The sequence below is a fragment of the Actinotignum vesiculae genome (genome assembly GCF_051267215.1).
GTDB lineage: Bacteria > Actinomycetota > Actinomycetes > Actinomycetales > Actinomycetaceae > Actinotignum > Actinotignum schaalii.
Genome location: NZ_JBOZGG010000016.1, coordinates 1 through 19,252, shown reverse-complemented (window position 1 = coordinate 19,252; position 19,252 = coordinate 1). Strand labels below are relative to the sequence as shown.

The 19,252-nt window shown below is 63.7% G+C and carries 20 protein-coding genes and 1 rRNA gene; all 21 read right to left on the bottom strand.

Features of this window, described 5'->3' with window-relative positions; all coding sequences use genetic code 11:
• Window positions 1-7 precede the first annotated feature (7 nt).
• A complete protein-coding gene (locus tag ACRQHG_RS08210; RefSeq protein WP_435713581.1) occupies window positions 8-535 on the bottom strand; it encodes a metal-sulfur cluster assembly factor in 528 nt (175 codons plus the stop codon).
• Window positions 532-1,098, bottom strand: coding sequence for a Fe-S cluster assembly sulfur transfer protein SufU (sufU, locus tag ACRQHG_RS08205; RefSeq protein ID WP_435713582.1), 567 nt, complete (start codon window positions 1,096-1,098; stop codon window positions 532-534). The genes ACRQHG_RS08210 and sufU overlap by 4 nt, the downstream gene beginning before the upstream one ends.
• Entirely contained in the window at window positions 1,095-2,375 is a 1,281-nt protein-coding gene (locus tag ACRQHG_RS08200) for an aminotransferase class V-fold PLP-dependent enzyme (RefSeq protein ID WP_435713583.1), read from the bottom strand. The genes sufU and ACRQHG_RS08200 overlap by 4 nt, the downstream gene beginning before the upstream one ends.
• Entirely contained in the window at window positions 2,376-3,137 is a 762-nt protein-coding gene (gene sufC / locus ACRQHG_RS08195) for a Fe-S cluster assembly ATPase SufC (RefSeq protein WP_016442707.1), read from the bottom strand.
• On the bottom strand, window positions 3,137-3,484 hold the full coding sequence (locus ACRQHG_RS08190) for a Rieske (2Fe-2S) protein (RefSeq protein WP_026429292.1): 348 nt from the start codon (window positions 3,482-3,484) through the stop codon (window positions 3,137-3,139). The genes sufC and ACRQHG_RS08190 overlap by 1 nt, the downstream gene beginning before the upstream one ends.
• Window positions 3,481-4,662 carry a Fe-S cluster assembly protein SufD gene (sufD, locus tag ACRQHG_RS08185; RefSeq protein ID WP_435713584.1) on the bottom strand — a complete coding sequence of 394 codons (1,182 nt, stop codon included), beginning with the start codon at window positions 4,660-4,662 and terminating at the stop codon, window positions 3,481-3,483. The genes ACRQHG_RS08190 and sufD overlap by 4 nt, the downstream gene beginning before the upstream one ends.
• Window positions 4,662-6,113: a Fe-S cluster assembly protein SufB gene (gene sufB, locus ACRQHG_RS08180; protein WP_435713585.1), complete on the bottom strand. Its 1,452-nt coding sequence runs from the start codon at window positions 6,111-6,113 to the stop codon at window positions 4,662-4,664. Before sufB ends, sufD begins: the two co-directional genes overlap by 1 nt.
• 15 nt (window positions 6,114-6,128) lie before the next feature.
• Window positions 6,129-6,839, bottom strand: coding sequence for a helix-turn-helix transcriptional regulator (locus tag ACRQHG_RS08175; RefSeq protein WP_435713586.1), 711 nt, complete (start codon window positions 6,837-6,839; stop codon window positions 6,129-6,131).
• Between the two features lie 237 nt (window positions 6,840-7,076).
• Window positions 7,077-7,667 (bottom strand): NUDIX domain-containing protein, encoded by a 591-nt coding sequence (locus tag ACRQHG_RS08170; RefSeq protein WP_435713587.1) that lies wholly within the window; start codon window positions 7,665-7,667, stop codon window positions 7,077-7,079.
• Window positions 7,668-7,766: 99 nt separating this feature from the next.
• Entirely contained in the window at window positions 7,767-9,407 is a 1,641-nt protein-coding gene (gene murJ, locus ACRQHG_RS08165) for a murein biosynthesis integral membrane protein MurJ (protein ID WP_435713588.1), read from the bottom strand.
• Window positions 9,404-10,261 (bottom strand): hypothetical protein, encoded by an 858-nt coding sequence (locus ACRQHG_RS08160; protein WP_435713589.1) that lies wholly within the window; start codon window positions 10,259-10,261, stop codon window positions 9,404-9,406. Before ACRQHG_RS08160 ends, murJ begins: the two co-directional genes overlap by 4 nt.
• A 15-nt stretch (window positions 10,262-10,276) precedes the next feature.
• Window positions 10,277-11,329: a copper transporter gene (locus ACRQHG_RS08155; RefSeq protein ID WP_435713590.1), complete on the bottom strand. Its 1,053-nt coding sequence runs from the start codon at window positions 11,327-11,329 to the stop codon at window positions 10,277-10,279.
• Window positions 11,330-11,341: 12 nt separating this feature from the next.
• On the bottom strand, window positions 11,342-12,517 hold the full coding sequence (gene steA / locus ACRQHG_RS08150) for a putative cytokinetic ring protein SteA (protein ID WP_016442698.1): 1,176 nt from the start codon (window positions 12,515-12,517) through the stop codon (window positions 11,342-11,344).
• A gap of 5 nt (window positions 12,518-12,522) precedes the next feature.
• Entirely contained in the window at window positions 12,523-14,238 is a 1,716-nt protein-coding gene (gene recN / locus ACRQHG_RS08145; RefSeq protein WP_435713591.1) for a DNA repair protein RecN, read from the bottom strand.
• Window positions 14,235-15,080 carry an NAD kinase gene (locus tag ACRQHG_RS08140; RefSeq protein ID WP_026429285.1) on the bottom strand — a complete coding sequence of 282 codons (846 nt, stop codon included), beginning with the start codon at window positions 15,078-15,080 and terminating at the stop codon, window positions 14,235-14,237. Before ACRQHG_RS08140 ends, recN begins: the two co-directional genes overlap by 4 nt.
• 34 nt (window positions 15,081-15,114) lie before the next feature.
• Window positions 15,115-15,951, bottom strand: a complete 837-nt coding sequence (locus ACRQHG_RS08135; protein WP_435713592.1) for a TlyA family RNA methyltransferase — start codon at window positions 15,949-15,951, stop codon at window positions 15,115-15,117.
• Window positions 15,952-15,970: 19 nt separating this feature from the next.
• Window positions 15,971-16,327, bottom strand: coding sequence for a hypothetical protein (locus ACRQHG_RS08130; protein WP_435719922.1), 357 nt, complete (start codon window positions 16,325-16,327; stop codon window positions 15,971-15,973).
• The gene (locus tag ACRQHG_RS08125; RefSeq protein WP_435713594.1) at window positions 16,324-17,340 is read right to left on the bottom strand and encodes an HAD-IIA family hydrolase; all 1,017 of its coding nucleotides are present in this window, start codon (window positions 17,338-17,340) and stop codon (window positions 16,324-16,326) included. The genes ACRQHG_RS08130 and ACRQHG_RS08125 overlap by 4 nt, the downstream gene beginning before the upstream one ends.
• Complete coding sequence (locus tag ACRQHG_RS08120; RefSeq protein WP_435713595.1) at window positions 17,340-18,149, bottom strand: hypothetical protein; 810 nt, start codon at window positions 18,147-18,149, stop codon at window positions 17,340-17,342. The genes ACRQHG_RS08125 and ACRQHG_RS08120 overlap by 1 nt, the downstream gene beginning before the upstream one ends.
• Window positions 18,146-18,892, bottom strand: a complete 747-nt coding sequence (locus tag ACRQHG_RS08115) for a hypothetical protein (RefSeq protein WP_435713596.1) — start codon at window positions 18,890-18,892, stop codon at window positions 18,146-18,148. Before ACRQHG_RS08115 ends, ACRQHG_RS08120 begins: the two co-directional genes overlap by 4 nt.
• A 273-nt stretch (window positions 18,893-19,165) precedes the next feature.
• A 5S ribosomal RNA gene (gene rrf, locus ACRQHG_RS08110) occupies window positions 19,166-19,252 on the bottom strand; the annotation flags it as partial.

Below are 19,252 nucleotides of genomic sequence, written 5' to 3'. Positions count from 1 at the left end.
CGTCGTACTAAATATTGAAACCGAGGGCGCGCAGGTCATCGCGGCCGTCTTCGGTAATGCGTTCCGGGCCCCACGGCGGTAGCCACACCCAGTTGATATCCACGTCGTCCACAAGATCTTCCGTGGCGATAATAATGCCATCGGTGATCGCGTCCGTGAGGGGGCAGGCCGGCGAGGTGAGGGTCATATCGAGGTGGAGGTGGCGGCCGTTCGTGGTCACGCCGTAGACGAGGCCAAGATCGACAATATTGACGCCGAGCTCTGGATCGATAACGTCTTTCATCGCCTCGAGGACGAGGTAGGGATCGACGTCGTCTATCGGACTATCACCATCGGTGTAGACCACTTCGCCGATCCGTTCATCCGCTGCCGGCGCAGGTGCTTCCGGTGCGTTTGCTGCAGCGGTAGTTTCCGGCACGCTTGCCGCAGACGCTGTTTCCACGCTTGCCGCAGACGCGGTTTCCGCTGCGGGCGCGGTGGCTTCGAAAGCAGTGGCCTCGGGCGCGGGCGGGGTTGTTTCGTTCTTCTCCGTCATTGTTCCGGGGTCTCCTTCATCTGGGGCGACGTGGCGCCCGCGGAATTCTTAGCTTCCACTGAATTGCTCGCGTCCGCGCCGGGTGTGTTGAGGCGGTGGAGGGCTTCGTCGGTTGCTTCGCGGACCGCCATCCAGCCGAGCAGGGCGCATTTAATGCGCATGGGGAAGCGGGCTACCCCGTGGAAAGCGGCGGCGTCTTCCAGGGCGTCCGCGGCGGTATCTGAAAGCTCCGCCCCGCGGCTGTCCATCATCTCGCGGAAATAACCGTAGAGGGTGGTGAGGTTCTCGATGGAGTGCCCGGCCACCAGGTCATTCATAATGGAAATCGAAGCCTGGGAAATGGAACAGCCCTGCCCCTGCCAGGCGAGCTCGGCTATCTTCTCTCCATCCGAAGAGAGGCGCACCTCGAGGGTCACCTCATCCCCGCACATGGGATTGACCTGGGTGGACTCCCCTTGTGGTACGACGGCGCCAGCCGCCACCGGCGCCAACTCACCTTCCCCGTGGCGTTCGCGCGCCGCATCGAGAATAATCTGCTGGTAGAGCTCATCAAGTTCGCTCAACTTATGTATCCTTCCACCCGGAAATAGCCGCGGACCTGGCTCAACGCATCAAGAAACGCGTCAATATCCGAGCTTGTTGTGTAGATTCCCACGGAGGCGCGCACCGAGGCGGGCACCCCGAAGAAATCGTGAATCGGCTGGGCGCAATGGTGGCCCACCCGCACCGCAATACCGCGCGCATCCAAGAATTGCCCCACGTCATGGGGGTGCACGCCGTCCACGGTAAAAGCCGCGATCCCGGTACGTCCGGTGCCCTCGCTCGGGCCGAGCACCCGAATCCCCGGGATCTGCGCGAGCCCGGAAAGCAGCTGGGCGGTCAGTTCATCTTCGTAGCGCGCCACGTTCTCCATGCCGATGGCGCTGAGGTAATCCACCGCTCGCGCGAGCCCGACGATCTGGGTGACCGGCTGGCTTCCCGCCTCGAAACGGGCCGGCGGGCGCGCGTAGCGCGTTTTTTCCATCGTGACCCGTTCGATCATCGAGCCGCCGAATTGGTAGGGCGGCAGGTCCGCGAGGAGTTCTTCGCGCCCGTACAGCGCCCCCACCCCGGTGGGCCCGTACATTTTATGGCCCGAAAACGCCGCGAAATCCACGTCGAGTTCCCGCACGTTCACCGGCAGATGCGGCACGGATTGGCAGGCGTCAAGCACCGTAAAAGCACCCACCGCGTGGGCCGCCTCCACGATCTGCGCCACCGGGGAGACCGCCCCGGTCACGTTCGAGACATGCGTAAAAGCAACGATACGGGTGCGCCGCCCGATGACCGCGAGAGTGGCCGGGTCAATCCGGCCCTCGCTATCCAGATCAAGCCACGTGAGGCGGGCCCCGGTGCGCTCACACAATTCCTGCCAGGGCAGCAGATTCGCGTGATGCTCGGCACGGGTGACCACGATCTCGTCACCGGCGCGCAGCAGGAAACGATCCGCATTCCCCCAACCGCGCCCCGCCGTAGCATTTGAGATCGCGTAAGCAAGGAGGTTGAGGGACTGCGTGCTCCCGCTGGTCCACACAATTTCCTGGGGCGCCGCCCCGATGAAAGCCGCCACTTTCGCGCGGGCCTCTTCGTAGGCCACGGTGGATTCCTCCGCGAGCAGGTGGCTGCCGCGTTTGACCGCCCCGTTGGAGCGCGTATCAAAATCCACCATCGCGTCTAGAACGGCGCGCGGACGCTGCGCCGTCGCCCCAGAATCTAGGTACACGAAGGCCTGACCCCCGCGCATCGGCCGGGCCAGAATCGGGAAATCATCCCGCACCACCAGCGGGCGCACGGCGTTCACCTACTTCGCCTCCGCTTCGATGTAGCTGTCGTACCCGGAGGCTTCCAGTTCGCTGGCCAGATCCGGCCCGCCGGTGCGCACAATCTTGCCGCCGGCGAAAACGTGAACGTAATCGGGTTTGACGTACTGCAAAATCCGGTTGTAGTGGGTGATGAGCAGCAGCGAATTACCGGTGCGTTCATGCACGTCCACGATGCCTTCGGAGACCACGCGCAGCGCGTCCACGTCCAGCCCGGAATCCGTTTCGTCCAACACGGCGATCTTGGGTTCCAGCAATTCCATCTGGAGCACTTCGGTGCGTTTCTTTTCACCGCCGGAGAAGCCCACGTTGAGATCACGCTTAATGAAATCGGCATCCACTCGCAGTTTTTCCGTGACCTTGCGCAATGCCTGGGACCATTCGCGCAGCTTGGGAGCTTCCCCGTCAATCGCGGTTTTCGCGGTCCGCAAGAAATTCGAGACGGAAACGCCGGGCACTTCCACCGGGTACTGCATGGCGAGGAAAAGCCCCTCGCGGGCGCGCTCATCGGCGGTCATATCGGTAATATCCACGCCGTCGAGGAGCACCTGCCCGGAAGTGATTTCATAGGAGGGATGCCCGGCCAGCGCGTAGGCCGTGGTCGATTTACCCGAGCCGTTCGGACCCATAATCGCGTGGATTTCATTATCGCCAATATGCAGGTTCACGCCGTGCAGAATCGGTTTGGGGCCTTCGGGGGTGATGACCGAGGCGTGCAGATCAATAATATCGAGAGTAGCCATTACTTCTCCTCAGGTGTTGTGTCCACGTCAATAAAAACGCGGCCGTCGTTATCGCAGGTCAAGGGGTAGACGGGCACGGGTGTGACCGCCGGGAGCGTGAGGGCACGCCCGGAACACAGGTCGAATTCCGCCCCGTGTTTGGGGCATTCGATTGTGGTATCAAAAACTTCGCCGTCGCTGAGGTTAACGTCTTCATGGGTGCAGATATCGCCCACGGCGTGCCAGGTTCCATGGCAGTCGCGTGCGATACATACGGGTACGACGGCGCCGCTAGCAGCGCGGACTTCCACACTCAGAGCGCTTTCCGGCTCAAGATCCGCGGTGGTACACACCTGCTGCCAGCTCATGCCTCCTCCCCATTTCCGGCATCAGCCAAATCGAGTTCACGTTCAATGGCATCCATGAGCTTGGTGCGCACCGAATCCACTTCGATCTGCTCCACCAACTCCGCGAAGAAACCGCGCACCACCAGGCGGCGCGCCACATCCGCGGGAATGCCGCGAGCCATGAGGTAGAAAAGCTGCTCATCATCAAAGCGCCCGGTGGCTGAGGCGTGCCCCGCCCCGGCAATATCCCCGGTGAGAATCTCCAGATTGGGCACCGAATCGGCCTTGGCTCCCTCGGTGAGCACCAGGTTGCGGTTGAGTTCATACGTATCGGTCTGGGCGGCCTGAGCGCGGATAAGAACGTCGCCAATCCACACCGAATGCGCCTCATCGCCCTGGAGCGCGCCCTTGTAGGTGGCCCGGGATTTGCAATGCGGAGCCACGTGATCCACGAAAATCCGATGTTCGTGATGCTGGTGGCTTTCGGTGATATAAGCCCCCAGCAGTTCGGTATCAGAACGCTCCCCTTCCAGCTCGCACGCGGTGGTCATGCGGATGAGGTCCCCGCCGATCGTCACCACGATATGCCGGAATTTGGCGCCTTCACCTACCCGGATGCGCTGGGCGGAATGCTGGGACGCGCAGCGTTCTTGTTCCTGCACAGAAACGACAGTGAGATCCGCGTGCGCCCCCACCTCAATTTCCACGGTTTCGGTGAGGTTACCGCTGCCGGTGTGCTCAAGCACCACGGTGCCGCTGGCCTCCGGGGCCGCGGTGATGAGGGTGTGGGCAACGCTCAGTTTCCCTTCCCCGTTAATAATGGCGACGACGTCCGCGTGCTCGCTTCCGTCAAGAGTCACGATATGCGCATGCTGGAAAGCCGACCAGGCGAGGGCGGCCGCGCGGTCATCGGGTTTCCCTACCGTGCCCAGGCGCGGATCGCTACGGTCCACTTCTTCCACACGCGCCCCACCTACCACGGTGGCGGTCACGGTGGCATCGCGTGCGCCCTCGGCATCGTGAATGAACGGGGCAACCCGGTCCATCGGCGTGAAACGCCAGTCTTCTTCCTCCCCGGTTCCGCGCGGAATCGGGAACTCCTCCGGGTTGAAGGAGGCGAAACGGTCCGAGCGGTCGGCGTGCGCGGTATGGAATCCTTCGTCTGCCAGCACCGCCTGGGAATGATCAGTACTGACCATTAGCCCACACTCCCTTCCATTTGCAGATCAATAAGACGATTAAGTTCAAGTGCGTATTCCATGGGCAGTTCGCGGGCGATGGGCTCCACGAAGCCACGCACGATCATCCCCATGGCCTCTTGTTCGGACAGGCCGCGCTGCATGAGGTAGAAGAGCTGTTCTTCGCTCACCTTCGTCACGGTGGCCTCGTGCCCCATTTCAACATCGTCCGTACGCACATCCACGTAGGGATAGGTATCGGTGCGGGAAATATCATCAACGAGCAGCGCATCGCAGACCACATTGGACTTCGAGCCGCGGGCATCTTCCGAGACCTGCACGAGGCCGCGGTAGGAGGAGCGCCCACCCCCGCGCGAAATTGACTTAGAAACAATCGAAGAAGTGGTATTCGGAGCCAGGTGCTGCATTTTCGCGCCGGTATCCTGATGCTGGCCCGGGCCGGAGAAAGCGGCGGAGAGCGCTTCCCCGTGGGCGTGTTCGCCCAGGAGCACGCAGGCCGGGTACTTCATATTCAGGCGCGAGCCGATATTGCCATCCACCCATTCCATCGTGGCGCCTTCGGCCACGGTGGCGCGCTGGGTCACGAGGTTGAGCACGTTATTCGACCAGTTCTGGATGGTGGTGTAGCGGCAGTGGGCATTCTTCTTCACGATGATTTCCACGATGGCGGCGTGGAGGGAATCCTCGGAGTAGATCGGGGCGGTGCAGCCTTCCACGTAATGCACGTAGGAGCCCTCGTCACAAATAATGAGGGTGCGTTCGAACTGGCCCATCGCCTGGGTATTGATACGGAAGTACGCCTGCAAGGGAATATCCACGTGCACGTTCTTCGGCACGTAAATGAAGGAACCACCCGACCACACCGCGGTATTGAGGGAGGCGAATTTATTATCCCCGGCCGGGATTACAGTGCCGAAGTATTCGTGCACTAGGTCCTCATGCTCGCGCAGGGCGGTATCGGTATCTACGAAAATAACGCCCTGTTCTTCCAGGTCCGCACGAATGGAGTTGTACACCACCTCGGATTCGTACTGGGCGGCCACCCCGGCCACCAGGCGTTCTTTTTCAGCTTCGGGGATGCCGAGCCGGTCGTAGGTGTTTTTGATTTCCGGGGGGAGGTCATTCCAATCGGTGACCTGGCGGTCGGTGGCCCGCACGAAGTATTTGAAGTCATCGAAGTTGATACCGGAAAGATCGGCTCCCCAGGTGGGCATGGGGCGTTTCTCAAAGAGGCGCAGGGCACGTAGGCGCCGCTTGAGCATCCATTCCGGTTCATTTTTCGCCGCGCTAATCGCGCGCACCACGCCCTCATCCAGGCCGCGGCGCGCGTGCGCCCCGGCGGTATCGGTATCGTGCCACCCAAATTCATAGGCGCCGGACAGGTTCGCGATCACGTGTTCCTGCTGCGCCACGGCCTCCGCAATTGCTGCCTCGTGCCGTGTTTGTGCCATGTGTTTCCTCCCGATTTAAACGCTGTCAGCGTGCAGCGTCACCGTGCACACGTGGCTCCCGGATGCAATGGTTGCCAGGCGTTGCACGGGAACCCCGAGTAGTTCGTGAAAAGCGCGGGTTTCCGCCGCGCATAAAAAGTGATGGTGTGTGGCGACATCGCGCAAGGGGCAGCGCCCCTGGCACAACTGGATCATCTGGCGCGGCCCATCCTGCGTGCCCGGAACATCCCGAACCGACGCGGCGTAGCCATCTTGGGTGAGGGCACGCGCTAGGCGGCGCAGCCGTTCCGCGGGGTTTTCGGTATCCCCGAGCGCATCGCGGTAACGCGCCACCAGGGAACGTTCCCGCCGGCGCGCAAATTCCTCCACCCCGGCCTCCCCCAGATTTTCGCGCAGAAAATCAAGGGCGGCATTCGCCATGGTGTGATACGAGGTTGCCCCGGCGTTCTGCCCGGTATCGGTCGCCACGTAATAGCGGGCCGGGCGCCCGGCCCGCGCCTCGCGCTGCCCGGGTTTCTCGCATTCGGTGATCGCACCGGCATCTTCGAGCGCCACCAGGTGGCGGCGCACGCCCGCCGGAGTGAGAATAGCCAGCTGGGCTAGTTCCGCGGCACTAATGGGCCCGCGTTCCATAATGAGGCGCAGAATTCCCTCTCGGGTTGTTTCTTCCCGGGGGCGGATCCCTGCGCTTTCTTCCGCTGCCATCTGGATCACCACCCCTTCCACTGTTCTACACCTTCACCGAGCATCCATGAGCGCTGCTCGGAACCCTGGGCCGTAGCCCGCGGCTCCCCCGAATCGCCCACCGCTGCTTTATCACGCGCCGGCCTGCTATATCTAGGACCTCGCCATCCAATTAAACAACACGGGCGTTGCGTAATCTAGTTTGGACAGCCTAACCGGACGCAAAAAGGCGCGAGCGTGCCGGTGCCCGCCCGCCGTGCGCGCGGGTTACGCCCGTGGCTAAGCGCTACGCGCCAGGTAGGCGAGTACCGCGGCCACCAGCTGCGGATTGCCGAGCCGCCCAGCCAGAATCGCCTCGCGCACCCGGGCGAGCGGCACCCACCGCACCTCAATTTCCGCTTCTTCATCCTCGCGAGCGAAGGTGCTTGCGGCCGGAGCCGGATCGCGGGTGAGATACACCGTCATATGTTCATTGGTGAAACCCGGCGAGGTGTAGAAGCTGGTGAGGAACTCCAGGTTTCCGGCCTCATAATCCGTTTCTTCGCGTAATTCACGCCGCGCGGCATCCGCGGGATCCTCACCCTCAATATCAAGAATACCGGCGGGAATTTCCCACAGGAGCGAGCGGACCGGGATCCGATACTGGCGGATAAGAAGCACTTCCTCAGCTGCGCCGTCGCCGCTATTCCGTACCGCCAGTACCGCAACCGCGTCACGATGCTCCACCCAATAGCGCTCCATGCGCGCCCCCACGCTGGGTAGTTCCACCGTGTCCTCGTAGACGTTAATAAAAGGCGATTCGAGCACGCTGCGCCGCTCCAGGCGCCGCATATGCTCGGGGCGGTACTCGTCGCTGAGCTCGTGGTTCATTGTCTTTCCTTTCCTTCGCGCGGCGGGCACGTGCAAGCGTGCCCGTGCGTCCATGCGTGCGGGCGCGTACGTCCATGCATGCGTGCTGCGGCCCGGCCCTTATGCATTCGCTTCGTCGAGGGCCACGGCAATGGCCGGCATTTCTTGGGTCGACGGCGCCTCTGCATCACGCGCCAAACGTAGCGCGCGCCGGTCCACCAGGTAGAGCGCCACTCCCCCGATGGCGAGGGTGAGCGCGCCGGCCGCGCCGGTTGCTCCCAGCGCACCCAGGGCACCTTCTCCCCACCAGCGCAGTATCGCGCGCCCGGTGGCGTATCCGACCCCGCCGGCGAGCACCGCAGCCGGGAGCACGATGCGCAAGGAGTAGCCCACGCCGCGCAGCGCCCCGGGGCCTACCGCGCGCTGGATCGCGAGGATATGGCCGATGCCGCCCACCGTCATGCCTACTGACATTGCCGCGCCGATACTGATGAGGACCTCGGTGCGCCCGCGCACCCCCAGGCCGGCCGCGCCAATGAGCACCGCCACAACGCTCAGCCACGCCGCCGAATTGACGATAATGACCGCGCGGGCCGCCTCCACCGCGTAAAGCACCCGCGAACCGTGGTAAATAAAGGCGTAGCCGAGGAGGGCCGGCGCCATGGCCAGCATGGCAATATCCATATGGGCCACCGGGCGCGCCACCGCGAACAGCGCCTGGGCGGGTTCCGCCACCGCCACCAGCAGCGCCACGCACAGCAAGCCAATATCAAAAACGAGGCGGGAGGAACGTGCGGTAATACGAGCCAGGCCCGGCCGCCCGGGAATCGCGGCAGCTTCCGCCAGGCGCGGGAACACCGCGGTGGCAATGGGGACGGCCAGCACCGCGTAGGGCACCATATAGAGCTGGTTCGCGAACGTGAAAACCGGGTAGGTTCCCACGTCGCCGCGCGCATTGGCGAAAAGCATAACCGCGATGATTTGAATCTGCTGGGCGAGCAGGCCGGCCAGCCCGGCTCCGCTCAGTCGTAGCGCGCGCCGCCCGACCCCGGGTGGGAAACGGAAGGTGGGCCGTAACGTGATGCGCCGCAGCACCGGGATGAGCTGGGGCAGTGAAAAGACCGCCACTCCGGCCGTGGTACCCCAGGCCAGCACGTAGAGTGCGGTGCGGGATATGCGGGCCGGATCGTGCTGGTTACCGGCGGCGAGTTCCGTGAAAATAAGGAACGTAATAATAACCGTGACGGAGGACAGCAGCGGGGCGAGGGCGGGAAGCACGAATTTTTTATGCGCCTGCAATAGCCCCGTGCACACCACCGAGAGCCCGTAGAGCGGAATTTGCCAGGCGAAAATCCGCAGCAGCGTGGCGGCGAAATCCACGCTGGCCGCCGGCGAATCCGCCCCCAGGAGCACCTCCATAATGGGACGGGCACCCAGGGTCACCAGCCCGGCCACCGGAATTCCAATGGCGAGCACCCAGGTGAGCAGCGCCGATGCGGTGCGGGAGACTTCTGCGGCCAGGGCCTTCGCCAGGAACCCGGAGACGAGCGGGATAACCGCGGCGGCCAGGGCCCCGCCGGCCGCGATTTCGAAAAGAACATTCGGGACGGTATTCGCCGTTGAATACGCTTCCCCGGCGAGTGAGTCCCCCAGCGCCCCGTTTTGCACCCAGGCGCGCACGAAGCCCATGGCACGCGAGAGCAGGGTGAGAATCGCTATGGTTCCGGCTGCTCCGAGTGCCGTTCCGAGAACTTTTTTCATGCCCGGCCCGCCTGGTCGAGGGCGCGCAGCCACGGGTGGGTTGCGATAACCCGCGAAAATGATATTTTTTCGCTTGCGATATTAAGGGCGACGACGGCGCCCAGGGCCCCGCGCCGCACCCACGGGCCGCGGCTGGCCAGTGCCCACCCCAGGGCCGCACCCAGCGCATTTGCCCCGGTATCTCCGAGCATGACCGTGCCAGCGAGGTCCTCGGGCAGGCAGGCTGCGCCGGTGCCCACCAGAGCCGCGGCAACGGGCCCCGCGGGCGGGTAGCTAACCAGGGAGAAGGGAGCTGCGGCGATGAGGATGCCTTTCCAAGCCCGGCCCGGCGCGAGATCAAGGAGATTAATCAGATTCGCGGTGGCGGCAATAAGAATGGTGCGTTCGGCGCGGAGTGCGAATCGCTTAGAGGGCGGCAGTCCCCTATCTGTAGGTAGCTTTCCGGCTAGCGCCGCGCCCGCCCCGATAATCACTATTTTCAGCGCCCCGGAGGTGAGGTGGCCCCGGGAGAGCGCCCCGAGGTGGCCGCGCAGCCCTTTGGAGGTACGCGAAAATGCACCCTCGTAAAAATCATCAATATATCCGGCCAGCCCCCCGCTGAGCGCCGCGATCACCGGACCAGCCGAGCAGCTGCCTCCGGAGAGCAGGGCTCCCGCCGCGCAGCCCACGGTGGTACCCGCCACCGCGACCGGGCCTTCCCGCAAACTGACGCTCCGCCCGTCTTTCGCGGTGCGTTGCCAGGAGGGCGCGGGCCGCCGGGAAAGCAGTTTCTCAGCGGCGCGCGCGGCGGCGTATCCGGCCAGGGCGGCAGCGCCCAGGCGCACCTGGTTCCTCCAGAAAGCAGAAAGGGTCATGCACCCATGGTACCGTTACTGCCCAGCCGGGGCCTGCCCGCCTTCGGGAGCTTGCCCGCCGGCCGCGGGTGCGGGTGCCGGAGCGGGAGCCTGTTCGGGCTGCGGAGCCGGGGCCGGTTGCGCGGGCGCGGGCCCGGAAGCGCTCTGGCGTTCCCCAATTGCGCTATCTGCCCCCGGTGCTACCCCGAGGTGCACGTGCCGTTCATGTAGTTCGGCAGCCACCGCCATGGGAATATTGACATCGCCGAGAGCCGTTTGCGCCGAATCCACCGTGGAGCCGGCTTTGGCCGAGCGCACGGCTCCCAGCACAGAGTTTCCGTCGGTCCCCGCGCCTACCGCTACCGCCGGGCCACGCCCGGCTATGGCGGCGAAGGCCGCCTGGTAGGTATCCGCGATATGCGGAGAGGCGGTCTCTTTATCGGCGGGCGCCGGTGCGGCTTCCACCGGATCAGCGGTGATAAAAACAACCACCTCGGCGGCTTCGCTCGGAGCAACCGCCACATCGATGAGCTTATTTTCCGGAGAGGTCAGAAGCGTGATGAGCGTCGTCGCCCCCGCATCTTCCGGCGCGGAACGCACCACGGTATCCACGGCCGCCCCGAGAATCGCGTCCGCGGAACCACCCGCGGGCAGATCCTTGACGTAAGAACCGAGGTTACCGGAAAGCGTGGAACGGTACGTGGCATATTCGGTATCGGTAAAAGCCGGGGCCAAGGTGATTTCCCCGGTGATACGCGCCCCGGCAGCGGTTAGGCTCTGCCGGGTTTTCTCCACGACGGCCCCGTCTGCCCCGGCCGCCGCCACGATAGCAACGCGCCGATTCGTCAGCGTTCCAGCATTGAGTTGTTCGCCGGCACCTAGCAGCGCCGTCGACGCAGCATCGAGCTGCGCCCCGCGTTGATCAAGCTCCACGCGCATCTTATCGCGCGATTCGCGCAGGGAATCCACCTGGCCGGTCAGCCCGTGCGCAATGGAATTTTGCAGCGGGCCGGCCCCGAGAATCACTCCGATGGCCAGCGCCAAAAACACCGAGACCAGGGAAACGAGATGATACCTAAAATCAACCATCAGCTAACTTTCCTAGAAGAGATTACGGAACCACTCGGCAAGATCCCCGAGGCGAGTGGTGAGCACGGACAAGAAGGTTTGGCCCGCACCGGTAACGGCCAGGGCCGCGAAGAGCGCAAAAACTCCCGCGAGAATCAGGGCAACCAGCATCCAATTCGAAATCGAGGAGCGGTAGAGGCGCGAGACGCCTTTCGCGTCAATGAGTTTGCCGCCCACCACTAGGCGGGTGAGGAAGGTTGAGGCCATTCCCGCCCGGCCCTTATCGAGGAATTCCAGAATCGTATTGTGGGTGCCCACCGCCACAATGAGCTTGGCGCCTTTGGAATCGGCCAGCAGCATGGCAACATCTTCGGAGGTGCCGGTGGCCGGGAAGACCACGTGATCCACGCCCAGATCTTCCACGCGTTTCTTGCCGGGGGCGCGCCCATCCCGGTAGGCGTGCACCACCACTTCGGCGCCGCAGCGCAGCGCTTTATCGGATACCGAATCCATGTCACCGACGATAATATCCGGGGTGTAGCCCAGTTCCAGAAGGGCATCCGCCCCGCCGTCCACCCCGATCATGAGGGGCCGGTTCTCCCGAATATAGGGGCGCAGGGCGCGCAGGTCTTCCCGGTAATCGTAGCCGCGTACCACCACGAGCACGTGGCGGTGCTCCATGGACGTGCGAATATCGGGGATCCCCACCCCGTCCAGGATGAGACCCTGTTCTTCGTTGAGATATTCGAGGGTATTGGCGGCAAAAGCACGCAGCTGTACGGTCATGCCGGCGCGGGCCGCCTCGCTATCGCGGGCAATACTCTGCGCGGTTTGCAAGGTACCTTCGGCAATAACGCGCCCGCCGGCCACCACGCGTGCCCCGTCAATATCCACCCACTGGCCTTCGGATATATCCATAATTTCCGGGCCGAGATCGTCAATAAGCGGGATACCGGCTTCTTCCAGGATCGCGGGGCCGAGGTTCGGGTAGCGCCCCGAGATGGATTTCGCGGCATTGAGCACGGCAACGGGCTGCGCGGCCACCAGGTTTTCCGCGGCGACCCGATCCAGGTCCGTGTGGTTAATAATCGCTACATCGCCGGCTTGGAGACGACGAGTGAGATTCTTGGTGCGCGCGTCCACCCGAGCCGGACCGGCCAGGGTTCCTTCCGCAACGACCTTCTTTTTTCGCCATAACTTCGATGCCACAAGCTTTATAGTGCCACATTCGCGGCCTTAAGTAGCTCAGCTGCGTGCGCGCGTGCCACATCGGTATCGCTTCCGGAGAGCATGCGCGCCAGTTCGGCTTCGCGTTCCGGCCCGCTAACGTCACGTAGTTCAGTGCGTGCGGCACTTTCTTCGAGCTGTTTCACGACGACGAGTTGGTGCTTGGCACAGGCCGCGACTTGCGCCAGGTGCGTGACCACAATAACCTGGGCGCTTCCGGCCAGTTTTGCCAGTCTTTTCCCGACGGCGCTGGCGGCACGGCCGCCAATCCCGGCATCCACTTCATCGAAAAGGAACGTGTGACCCTGCTGGGCGCGCCGGGCCGTCAATCCCACTTCCAGGGCGAGCATGACACGCGAAAGTTCCCCGCCCGAAGCACCGGAGGCAAGCGGGGCGAGTGGCGCGCCGCGGTGGGCGGCCAGCAAAAAAGTGACGGAATCCGCACCGTTAGGCCCGGGTTCCGCGGCTTCAACCTGAACGGTGAAATGGGCATCGGGCAGGGAAAGTTCGGGAAGTTCCGCTTCCACCGCGCGGGCCAGTTCGCTTCCGGCGGCGGCGCGGGCCTCCCGCAGGGCCGCACCGGCTTTCTCCATGGCGCCGTGGGCATGAGCCAGCTCTTTTTCAAGGCGTTCCAAGGTGGCGGCCGGATCATCAAGCTGCTCCAAGCCCGCGCGCGCCTCGGTTGCGGCCCGCAGGATTTCTTCGCCGCTCATCCCTAGGTTTTTGCGCAACCCCGCCAGCTCAGAGCGGCGCGAATAAATAGTGGAGAGTTCATCGGGTTGGGCCTGGGTGCCACGGGCCAGTTCCGCAATATCCGCGTGAATATCGGTGATATCCGCTTCAGCGCTTTCCAGGCGTTCGCGGAGCTCCTCGAGCTGGGCGTTTGGCATATCAGAACCGCTTAGCTCAAGGACGCGTTCGAGTTGCCTAAGCGCCACGCCCAGGGCGGATATGGCGCCGGCCTCGGTATCATTCCCGCTCAGGGCTTCGGCGGCAGCTGAGTAGGCCCCGTACATTTCCACCGCGTTTTCCAGAATCCGGGCGCGGGCCCGCAGGGCTTCTTCTTCTCCGGGTTGGGGATTGACCGCCTCGACTTTGTCGAGTAAAGCGCGGTACGCCAAACGTTGCTGGGCGGCGCGCTGCGCCCCGGCCTGAAAGACATCGCGGGCCTCGCGTGCTGCACCGTAGTTTTTCCAGGCCTGCTCCCAGGTAGCTTTTGCCCGCGTGATGGTGTCGCCCCCGAATTCATCAACCGCGGCGCGCTGCTGGCTGGGGTTGCCCAAACGGATCTGATCGGATTGGCCGTGCACGGTCACGAGTTCCGCCGCGATATCGGTGAGCACCGCGGTGGGCACCGAACGGCCCCCTACAAAAGCGCGGGAGCGGCCTTTGGCGGGGATATGCCGGGCAATAATAACGGCGGCGGTATCGCCCTCAACGTCATAGCGTCCACCGGCCTCGGTAATGCGGTCCAGGAGCGGGGAGGACGCATCCACGAGGAAGGTTCCTTCCACTTCTGCCTGGGTTGCACCGGCCCGCACTCGGGCCGGATTGGCTTTCGCACCCAAAAGCAGGGTGAGGGAGGTAACCGCCATGGTTTTTCCGGCCCCGGTTTCCCCGGTGAGGGCTGTCAGCCCGCGCCCAAGATTAAGTTCGGCTTCCGCGATCACGCCGAGATTGCGGATGCGTACCTGTTCGATCATTCGCGCACCTCACGCTCGCGCCAGCCGCGCACCGGCAGGTGGAAACGTGCCACCAGCCGCCCGGAGAAGGGGGTTTCATTCAGGCGGGCGAGCTTGACGGGCCGCTCCCCCCGCACCGCGGTAATAACAGTTCCTTCCGGGGCAACGAGCCGGCGCCGCGAATCGCAGGACACCATGGCTTCATCGCGCAAAACCCGAACTTCCAAGGTGGAGTACGGGCTGACCACGAGCGGGCGGGTGAAAAGAGCGTGGGCTGCCACCGGGGTGAGCAGGAGTGCTTCCACGCTGGGCCAGACCACCGGGCCGCCGGCTGAAAAGTTATAGGCGGTGGAACCGGTGGGAGTGGAAAGGAGAACCGCATCGGCTTTGAAAGCGGAAATTTCGCGGCCATCCACTCCAATGGACGTTTCGATGAGGCGGGAGTTAAAAGCTTTTTCTACCGAGACTTCATTGAGGGCCCACTGCACGATGCACGAGCCATCCGGGCGTTGCACATGCACGTCAATGGTCATGCGTTCGGAAATAACCCAATCGCGCGCGGCGATACGTTCCACCACCGCGGGCAGCTCATCGGGTTGCGCTTCGGAAAGGAAACCCATATGCCCGTAGTTGATGCCGAGGATGGGCACATCGGTGCTGCGCCCCAGCTCCGCGCCGCGCAAAATAGTGCCGTCTCCCCCCATAACGAGGATGAGATCCGCATCGCGGGCCCCCGCCAGCGTTTCGCTGGTATCCACCTGTATTCCGCGTTCTTCCAGGGCGACAATCGCATCGTGAGCGGCACGTTCCATCTGCGGTGGTAACGTGCGATTGACGACCAGGGCGACTTTTGGTTGTGCCATCGAATGCCTCCCCTCTCTTCAGGTATCCTACCCGCTACCGCGCGGGCCGTCCCTGCCCGGCCGGCCCGGCTGCCACCGCCGCCCGCACGTTTTCCTCGAGGTTCTCTCCGAGCAGATCTGGGGCATTTTTCTTCATGTAGAGGAAGTATTCAACGTTACCGGCCGGCCCGGGCAGGGGCGAGGGCGCGACTGCTTGGATGGCTAGCCCGGCGCCGCGGGCAGAAAGGGCGACGTCGCATACCGCCTCCACGTGGTACTCCGGATCACGAACCACGCCGTGCGCACCGATCTTCTCCCGGCCCACCTCAAATTGCGGTTTGACCATGAGCAAAAAATCGGCCCGTGGCGAACTCGCGGCAGCAAGGGGTGCGACTAGCAGTCGCAAAGAAATGAAGGAGAGGTCCCCTACGACCAGATCCGGCGCGGGAGCGACCGCCGCGGGATCTAAGGTGCGCACATTCGTGCGTTCCAGCACGGTGACGCGGGGATCTTCGCGGAGTTTCCAGGCCAGCTGACCGTAGCCAACATCCACGGCCACCACGTGGGCGGCACCGCGCCGCAGCAGCACATCGGTGAATCCGCCCGTGGACGCACCCGCATCCAGGGCCCGGACTCCTTCCACGCGCGGGCCGGCCTCCCCGAGGTAATCAAGAGCACCGAGGAGTTTATATGCCCCGCGGGATACGTAACGATCCCGAGCGGCTTCTTTGACGAGAAGTGCCTGGGCGGGATCCATTTGGCGGGCGGGTTTCGTGATTTCAGCCCCGTCCAGGAATACTTGGCCTTCGCGGATGAGTACCGCGGCATCCTGGCGGGAGCGCGCGAGTCCGCGCCGCACAAGTTCCGCGTCAACGCGCCGTAAACGCCCCATAGCCGAGCACCTTTCTGGTTTAGACCCGCGCCCGGGAGAGGCGCCGGCCCAATTCGGCGTGAATCGCCTCCAATTGTTCAATCTGTTCGGGCAGGTCGAGCTCATTGAGATGATCGAGGGCTGCCTCGATATTGAGCGGTGCGCTCGGGAGCGGTACCGCTGGCCCGGGCGCCCCTGGCGCGGGCACTCCTGGCCCGGCAGCCTCCGGACCGGGTGCCCCCGGCCCAGGTGCCCCCGGCGCGGGAACCGCCGGCGCGGGAACCGCCGGCGCGGGAACCGCCGGCGCGGGAACCGCCGGCGCGGGAACCGCCGGCGCGGGAACCACCGGCGCGGGAACCACCGGCCAGGGAGCCACGCTTTTCACCTGGTCCGTCATCGCCGCTCCACGGTAATGTCCTCGAGAACAAGGTTCTCCCCCATACCGCGATCCCGCGCGTCCCATACCGCGTGCACCGCAGCCCGGTAGGTATCCAGACCCAGGTGTGGCCCGCGTCCATCGGAGGTGACCAGGCGGGCCGCTGCGCCGTCGTTCCCTTCTTCAACCTGCGCCCAGGACGCGCCGGCCACCCACCGTTCGCCTTCCCGGTGAATATCCGGGTAGTACTCGTTGAGGACGCGCAGGTCATCGCCGAGGTAATCGGGGCGTTCTGCCGGGGCGGCCAGCATAATATCGCGCGCGGCGCTCACGCCGGTGAGCACGTGGAGGCTGGGAATTCCGGCGGCGCGCGCCCCGCGAATATCGGTATTGAGGCGGTCGCCGATGGCGAGCGGGTGGGTGGATCCGAGCATCTCCATCCCAATGGCGAAAATCGCGGGATCGGGTTTGCCCGCGGATAGCGGGGTCACCCCGGTGGCGTTGACGACCGCGGCCACAAGCGAACCGCAGCCGACCATAAATCCGCGTTCCATGGGGAGCGTGGCGTCCAGGTTCGTGGCGACGAAAAGCGCTCCGCGCCGGATGGCCAGGGCGACTTCCGAGAGCGCCGCCCAGTCAATGGCCGGGTAGAAACCCATGATGACCACGTCCGGATTATCGTCGGCCGATGCGACGGGCACAAGCTCGGTCTCGCTCACCGCGCGATGCAGGCCATTGCCCCCGATGACGAGGGCTTTTGCTCCGGCAGGCACCTGCGCCGCGGCCAGGCGGGTGCTGGCCATCGCGGAGGTGAGCACCGTTGAGGCCGGGGCTGAGATTCCAACGGTTGCGAGATGCGCGGCGACTTCTTCCTGGGTGCGCGAGGCGTTATTGGTGAGGAAGAGCGGGCGCATTCCGGCCGCGATGGCGCGCGCGTAAGCATCAGCGGCGTTCGGTGCTGGATCGGTGCCAAGGTAGAGCACGCCGTCCAGATCGAAAATTGCGCCGTCGAAATGGGATACCAGGCTCGCCATTACTCTTCTTCCGACTCCTGCTCGGACTCCTGCTCGGACTCCTGCTCCGATGTCGCCTCAGAATCCGCCTCAGAATCCGCCTCAGAATCCGCCTCAGAATCCACATCGGTCTCGGCTTCAGCTTCGCGCGCAGCTTCCTGCGCCGGTTCAGGCTCGGATTCCTCCGCGGTGAAAAGTTCGACTTCACCTTCGGCGTTGTAAACCGGATTCCAGCGGGTGCGCAGCTCTTCGGCTTCCTCCTCGCGCCCGAGTTCTTCGAGGCGATCCGCCTTGATGAGCTCAACGCGGGCCCGCAATTCCTCATCGAGGTTCTCGACCTTGATTTTCTCAAGAACAGCCAGGCCAGCCTCAGAATCACCGGCATCCGCACGAGCCCCGGAAGTCACTAGCGCCAATTCGAGCGTGGTGGCGGTATTAAGCCGTTTGAGCGGAATCTCAGCGATAAAAGCGAGAGCCTTTTCGGGCCTGCCCAACCCGCGCTCGGAATCCGCCTCGAGGGCCACATGCGAATAATCATCGGTCATGCGCCGGTAGGTACGCAGCTCACGCAAAGCTTCGGAGTACCGCCCGGTCAGGTAGGAGGTCAATCCCAGCGCCTCACGCACAATATCGATACGCGCGGCGTGCCGGTAGGCCGCCTTCGCGTGTTCGTAGGCAAGCTCAGGATTCTGATCCATCATGGAACCGGCATAAACGAGGTGCCGCGCCACGTTATCGGAAACCGCCGGCGCAAGCACCTTGAGCTTGCGCCGCGATTCCGCCGCAAGATCCTGCGCATTGACCGTTTCGGGAATGAAAGGATCCTTCACGCCGCCGCGGCTGCGCCGGTCATCGCGCCGACGCTTATCGTCCTCACGGTATCCACCACGCTCTTCGCGCCGCCGGTCCTCACGGCGATAGTTATCGCGACGGTGATCATCACGGCGATGGTCGTCACGCCGGCGTTCGTCCCGCTCAAAGCGCGGCTTGTCATCATAGTGGTCGCGGCGCCCGTAGCTGTTGTTTTCGCGTACCTCATGTTCTTCGGTACGACGACGATCTTCGCGCTCGGGGCGCTCATTGAAACGATTATCGCGCCGGCCCCCGAATCGCTTGTCCTGGCCTCGGCGGTTATCGCGCCATTGGCCACCGCGTCCTCCGCGCCGGTCTTGACGGTCGTAGCGGCCTTCGCCGCCACGATCCCAGGATCCGCGAGATTCACGTGAATCACCCGAGTCGCGATCATTCCAATCGCGCCGGTACCCGCGGTGGTCGTCTCGGTCGTGACGGTTATGGAATCCGCCCTTGTGGCCTCGTTCGTCGCGACCATCCTGGAAGTCACCACGACGATTCCACGACGAACGCCGGTTTCCACCGTTGCGTTCACCGCGAGAATCTCGCGATTCCCATGAGTCACGGTCGCGGCCATAGCCGCGGCCCCCACGCCGGTCGTTATTATGACGGTTCCAGTTTCCTTCACGGTTATCCCGACGCCGTGAGCCTCCTCGGCGGTCATTCCAGGCTTCGCGGGGATCGTTCCAAGCGCGTCCCTCACCGCCTTCTCCGGATTCATCCTGCGAGGATTCGCGCCGTTGCCGTGCGGACCTCCATTGTCCTTTCGGACGGTCGTCTTCGGAGCGTTCTTCGCTCCATTCTTCGTGGTCAGACATTTCATTCCTCGCAGTTCGATTGTAAAGAATCACGATGCTGTGCTTATTTTAGGCCGACTCCAGCTCGGCCGCGCGCTGAGCAGTAAATTTTGGCGCGCAGAGATTAAAAAAGGTGTGGGGTGTGTTCTATGCCCTAACAGATAAGACATATACACACCCCACACACTAACAAAACATGGCGGCAGTGACCTACTCTCCCACACCCCACCGAGTGCAGTACCATCAGCGCAAACAACCTTAGCTACCGGGTTCGAAAAGAGACC

Bases quoted from the DNA above. Each gene is read 5' to 3' on its own strand.
- ACRQHG_RS08210 (WP_435713581.1), bottom strand. From the start codon at position 535: ATGACGGAGAAGAACGAAACAACCCCGCCCGCGCCCGAGGCCACTGCT.
- sufC (WP_016442707.1), bottom strand. From the start codon at position 3,137: ATGGCTACTCTCGATATTATTGATCTGCACGCCTCGGTCATCACCCCC.
- ACRQHG_RS08190 (WP_026429292.1), bottom strand. From the start codon at position 3,484: ATGAGCTGGCAGCAGGTGTGTACCACCGCGGATCTTGAGCCGGAAAGC.
- sufD (WP_435713584.1), bottom strand. From the start codon at position 4,662: ATGGTCAGTACTGATCATTCCCAGGCGGTGCTGGCAGACGAAGGATTC.
- sufB (WP_435713585.1), bottom strand. From the start codon at position 6,113: ATGGCACAAACACGGCACGAGGCAGCAATTGCGGAGGCCGTGGCGCAG.
- ACRQHG_RS08170 (WP_435713587.1), bottom strand. From the start codon at position 7,667: ATGAACCACGAGCTCAGCGACGAGTACCGCCCCGAGCATATGCGGCGC.
- murJ (WP_435713588.1), bottom strand. From the start codon at position 9,407: ATGAAAAAAGTTCTCGGAACGGCACTCGGAGCAGCCGGAACCATAGCG.
- ACRQHG_RS08160 (WP_435713589.1), bottom strand. From the start codon at position 10,261: ATGACCCTTTCTGCTTTCTGGAGGAACCAGGTGCGCCTGGGCGCTGCC.
- ACRQHG_RS08155 (WP_435713590.1), bottom strand. From the start codon at position 11,329: ATGGTTGATTTTAGGTATCATCTCGTTTCCCTGGTCTCGGTGTTTTTG.
- recN (WP_435713591.1), bottom strand. From the start codon at position 14,238: ATGATCGAACAGGTACGCATCCGCAATCTCGGCGTGATCGCGGAAGCC.
- ACRQHG_RS08140 (WP_026429285.1), bottom strand. From the start codon at position 15,080: ATGGCACAACCAAAAGTCGCCCTGGTCGTCAATCGCACGTTACCACCG.
- ACRQHG_RS08135 (WP_435713592.1), bottom strand. From the start codon at position 15,951: ATGGGGCGTTTACGGCGCGTTGACGCGGAACTTGTGCGGCGCGGACTC.
- ACRQHG_RS08130 (WP_435719922.1), bottom strand. From the start codon at position 16,327: ATGACGGACCAGGTGAAAAGCGTGGCTCCCTGGCCGGTGGTTCCCGCG.
- ACRQHG_RS08125 (WP_435713594.1), bottom strand. From the start codon at position 17,340: ATGGCGAGCCTGGTATCCCATTTCGACGGCGCAATTTTCGATCTGGAC.
- ACRQHG_RS08115 (WP_435713596.1), bottom strand. From the start codon at position 18,892: ATGAATCCGGAGAAGGCGGTGAGGGACGCGCTTGGAACGATCCCCGCG.